Genomic DNA, 4,373 nt, shown 5'->3' with positions numbered 1-4,373 from the left:
ACGATCAACGGCGGCAGCACGGCCGCCAGAACCGTCAGCCAGGGCAGGAGTACCGTCTCGAAACCACTGGTGGCCAGCGCGAGCCCAGCAGCTCCGATCAGCAGCGTGCAACGGCGCAGCGAGGTGCTCAGCACGGTTCGCAGCGCCAGGCCGCCGGAGTGGTAGGCCGTCAACGACGGCGCCGCCACCGCGAGCACGATCAGCACGGTTCCGACCGTCGACGTCTGCAGATGCGCGACGAGATCGCTCGAGCCGTCGTGCAGGGCAACGGTGGCCCCGGCGCCGGCGGCCACCACCGTCGGCACGATCAGCACGGTTGCGCAGGCCCACAGGTCGGCGCGCCCGCGTAGCCCGGCCGTGAAGTCCGGCGCCCGCAGGGCGAACACCGCCACGTATCCGACGAACACCGAGACGTCGGCGAACAGCAGACCCCACGGGCCTGTCTCCAGGGTCAGCGGGGCCTGCGTGTGCGAGTTCTGGGCGGCCACCAGGACGATCAGCGCGAGCGCCGCCATGGTGGTGAGCACGGCAGGCCCGTTCCACCGGTGCTGACCGGCCAGGGCGAGAGCGAGCAGGGGGAGCCCGAGCAAGGCGACTCCCACCCAGCGTGGTGCGCCGAGCAACGAGCCGAGCGCAGCGCCGCCGAGGCCGGCGTTGAAACCGAGCCAGCCGGCCATGCCCAGCGCCATGAGCGCGGCGACCAGACGCCGGTCGCGCCGCGGCGTGTAGGCGTCGAGGATGTCCGCCAGTGACCATCCCTCGCCGTGCGGTGGTCGCAGCCCGAGGCGACCCTGGGCCAGCAACAAGCACATGATGGCCGTACTGCCGAGCACCAACGCCGCCGCGGGCATGGGGCCGTCGTGGCGATCGGCGATACCGGCGCCGAACACGAGGGCAGCCGGCGACGTGCCGATGGCCAACCAGGCCCCGGCGGTGTCCCACCACCTCCGTTCCGCAACGATGGCCGGGCCGGATGCGCCCGGGCGGCTCGGCGTCATCCGTGGTGGCCGCTGGCACCGAGCAGACCGCGGATGTTCCTCGCCAGAGTCTCGAAGGCCGGGCTGGACATCGTCGTGCCGTAGTCGCGCTCGGCGGGCAGATCGACGTCGTACACCTCGTGGATGCGTCCCGGCCGCGGTGTCATGACCACGACCCGCTGGCCGAGATAGACGGCCTCGGCGATCGAGTGCGTCACCAGGACGACCGTGGTCGAGGTCTCACGCCACAAGCGGTGCATCTCGACGTTCATGTGTTCCCTGGTGAGCGCGTCGAGTGCACCGAACGGTTCGTCCATGAGCAGGACCGGAGGCTCGTGCAGCAACGCCCGGCACAGGGCCACCCGCTGCTGCATGCCGCCGGAGAGCTCATGCGGCAGCGCGTCTTCGAACCCGGACAGGCCGGTCAGTTCGATGAGGTGGTCGGCTCGCGCTGCGGCCGCGTCCTTGTCCATCCCGCGCATTTCCGCCTGCAGGAGGATGTTGGCGCGCGCACCGCGCCACTCCAGCAGGGCTGCGCGTTGGAAGGCGAAACCGATGTCGCGCTGCGGCTCGCGGACCGCGTTACCGAGCAGCATCACCTCACCCTCGCTCGGCTGGACGAGCCCGGCGATGATCTTGAGCAGGGTCGACTTGCCGCAGCCCGACGGGCCGACGATGGTGACGAACTCGCCCGGCTCGACGGTCAGCGAGACGTCTTGCAACGCCGTCGTGCTCTGGCGCTTCGACGTGAACGTACAGGTCAGATTGCGGATCTCGATCGTGGCGGTCGCGGGTTGAGCAGAATTTCGCGGCATGGCTGTCTGTGGCTGCATCGGCTCACTCGGCTTCACTGAACGACGGATCCCAGTACGTGGCCGGCTCGCCCGCATCGGTGAGGTCGGCGTGCTCGGCGAGCAGATCGATGGTCTCCTGCCACTGCGCTTCGGTGTTGACGCCCGGTGTCCCGGCCGTGTCGAGTTGCAGCAGGCCGATGCTCTTCTCGAGCTGATCGCGTAGGACGTCGGCCGGCGGCGTCTCGCCGGCGTTGTCTTCCATGGCTGCCGCCGCGGCCTCGGGATCCTCGGCAGCGGCCTCCCATGAACGTTCGGTGGCGCGGACGAACGCGCTGACCAGTTCAGGATCCTCGTCGATCGTTTTCTGGTGGGCGATGATGCCGGTGCCGAGCAGGTTCATGCCGAACTCGGAGTAGAGCAGTACGTCGACGGTCTTGCCGCTGAGATCCTCGATGGTCGGCGCCTGGTCGTGGAAGAATCCCATGATCGCGTCGGCGCGTCCTTCGACCAGCGCGGCGATCTTGCCGGCCGGGTCGACGTTGACGATCTCGACGTCGTCGGGGTCGACGCCGTTGACCGACAGCCAGGCCGGGAACGTCGCATACATCGCGTCGCCGGGTGTGCCGGCCACGGTCTTGCCGACCAGATCAGCGGGTTCGGTGATGCCCTGGTCGGCGAAGAACTCCACCGACGAAGGCCCGGCTTGGAGGTACACCCCGAGGCTTTTCACGGGCATGCCCTCGCTGATCCCGTTGAGCAGGGGAGGGGTGTCGGCCCAGCCGAAGTCGGTCTGCGCCTGCGCCACCTGCTGGACCGTGGTGCCCGATCCGCTGCCCGGTTTGATCTCGAGGTCGATGCCCTCCTCCTCGTAGATACCCTCGGCCACGCCGTAGTAGAAGGGCGCGTGCTCGCCGTACGGAACCCAGTTCAACGTCATCGTCACTTCGGTCAGGCCGCCGTCCGCGCTGGTTGTGGCGTCGTCATCGCCACCGCAGCCGGCCACGGCGAGCAGGCCGGCCGCGGCGGCGGTGAGCAAGCTACGTCGCATGGTGAGCACCTTTCTCGGGCTGGTCGGTCAGGACGTGGTCATCGCGATGCCCTGGCGCCGACTGGCGTGCCATGGGATCAGCAGGGCTTCGGCGAGCTCCACGAGCACGAAGAGCGCGACTCCGAGGACGGACATGAGGATCAGGTCGGCGAACAGCAACGACGAGTTCAAGTTGCCGCTGGCCAGGAGCAGCACGTAGCCCAGGCCCTCGTCCGCACCGACGAACTCGCCCACCACCGCGCCGACGACGGCCAGCGTCGCGGCCACCTTGAGCCCGGCGAGCAAGTGTGGGAGTGAGCCGGGGAACCGGATCTTGCGGAAGGTTTGCCAGCGGCTGGCGCCCATGGTGGCTGACAGGTCCAGCAGTTCCGGGTCGGTGGAGCGCAGGCCGGCGACACCGGAGATGACCACGGGGAAGAACGCGATCAGCACTGCCAGGATGATCTTCGGCTCCGGGCCGAAGCCGAACCAGACCACGAGGATCGGTGCAATGGCGATCTTGGGGATGACCTGGGCGAACAAGATCAGCGGATACAACGCCTTCTCGAGGGTCGACGAATACACGATGAGCACCGCGGCCAGGAGCCCGGCCAGCGTGGCCAGCAGGAAACCGATGACGGTCTCATACGCGGTGACCCAGGTGTGTACGGCCAGCATCTCCCGGTCTTCGAGAAGCGTGGCCCACACCGCGCCGGGCGTCGGTACGAGGTAGCGGGGGAACAGCTCAGCTGCGGTCACGGCCCACCACACCACGCCGATCAGCGCCAGGAGGACGGCGGGTCGCCATACGGCTGCGGCGAAGCGGGCGAGGTGCTCCAGGACGCTGCGCTGGTCGGTGGCGTCGTGTCGTGGCCCGGCCGGCCCGCGTGGCGACCCTGCACTCGTCGTTCGGTCGCGGCTGGAAACGTCAGTCATCGAAGAACTCGTCCTTGTCATCGGCGGCTGGGATGGCGACGACGAGCATGCGGAGGTCACCGACGGCGCGATGGCGGCAGCCAGGCGGGATCAGGAACGCACTGAGCGCACGCGCCGGGTGCGCCGTGCCGTCGAGTTCGACCGTGCCTTCTCCGTCGAGGACGATGTACAGCTCGGTGGCCGTGCGGTGGTAGTGGGTCGCCGCGTCGCGAACGTCGAGTAGGTGCACGCTGGCGGTCCCGGGCCGTGCGTCGACGAACGCCCGACGGGTCGATCCGCACGAGCACGCTTGCGCCTCGATCGTGTCGAGTTGAGCCGTCGCAGGTTCACCCATGAACCCCTCCTCGACCGGAAAACGCTTTCCGCGTCACGGTGACGTTACCGTCCGTCCCGCAGCAGGTCAAGGGTCCGGTGACCTTCGAACGTCGCGGTCGTCGGTGCGTGGTGGCGGGGTTCGGCGAGTGTCGGTGGGGTGCTTCAGTCCGTGGTCGTCGCAGCGTCGAAACGGCGGCGAACGGCTTCGCGCAGCGCCACGCGCGCTCGGTCGGCGACCGCCAGCGCGGCCAGACCGCCGGTGGTGGCGATGGCCAGGGTGGCCACGGCGCGGACCTGCGCCGGAAGCTGGCCGAGCGGGCCCCA

General features: G+C 69.1%; 5 protein-coding genes. All 5 read right to left on the bottom strand.

Annotated features, from left to right (window positions below; all coding sequences use genetic code 11):
- Positions 1-998, bottom strand: a 998-nt coding sequence (locus tag M6444_RS18570) for a hypothetical protein (protein ID WP_298330917.1), incomplete at its 3' end; no start/stop codon positions are given.
- A complete protein-coding gene (locus M6444_RS18565) occupies positions 995-1,792 on the bottom strand; it encodes an ABC transporter ATP-binding protein (RefSeq protein ID WP_363326427.1) in 798 nt (265 codons plus the stop codon). The genes M6444_RS18565 and M6444_RS18570, both read right to left, overlap by 4 nt.
- Positions 1,793-1,814: 22 nt before the next feature.
- Positions 1,815-2,819, bottom strand: a complete 1,005-nt coding sequence (locus tag M6444_RS18560; protein WP_298330912.1) for an ABC transporter substrate-binding protein — start codon at positions 2,817-2,819, stop codon at positions 1,815-1,817.
- A 27-nt stretch (positions 2,820-2,846) separates the two neighbouring features.
- A complete protein-coding gene (locus M6444_RS18555; RefSeq protein ID WP_298330909.1) occupies positions 2,847-3,734 on the bottom strand; it encodes an ABC transporter permease in 888 nt (295 codons plus the stop codon).
- A complete protein-coding gene (locus tag M6444_RS18550; RefSeq protein WP_298330906.1) occupies positions 3,727-4,068 on the bottom strand; it encodes a cupin domain-containing protein in 342 nt (113 codons plus the stop codon). Before M6444_RS18550 ends, M6444_RS18555 begins: the two co-directional genes overlap by 8 nt.
- Between the last annotated feature and the right edge of the window lie 305 nt (positions 4,069-4,373).

It is taken from the genome of Haloactinopolyspora sp. (assembly GCF_027324685.1).
GTDB lineage: Bacteria > Actinomycetota > Actinomycetes > Jiangellales > Jiangellaceae > Haloactinopolyspora.
The sequence above is the reverse complement of the archived record's forward strand: the minus strand, read 5'-3'. Positions and strand labels throughout refer to the sequence as shown.

What these genes read in the sequence shown, in the direction of transcription:
- M6444_RS18565 (WP_363326427.1), bottom strand. Translation starts at nt 1,792, where the DNA reads ATGCCGCGAAATTCTGCTCAACCCGCGACCGCCACGATCGAGATCCGC.
- M6444_RS18560 (WP_298330912.1), bottom strand. Translation starts at nt 2,819, where the DNA reads ATGCGACGTAGCTTGCTCACCGCCGCCGCGGCCGGCCTGCTCGCCGTG.
- M6444_RS18555 (WP_298330909.1), bottom strand. Translation starts at nt 3,734, where the DNA reads ATGACTGACGTTTCCAGCCGCGACCGAACGACGAGTGCAGGGTCGCCA.
- M6444_RS18550 (WP_298330906.1), bottom strand. Translation starts at nt 4,068, where the DNA reads ATGGGTGAACCTGCGACGGCTCAACTCGACACGATCGAGGCGCAAGCG.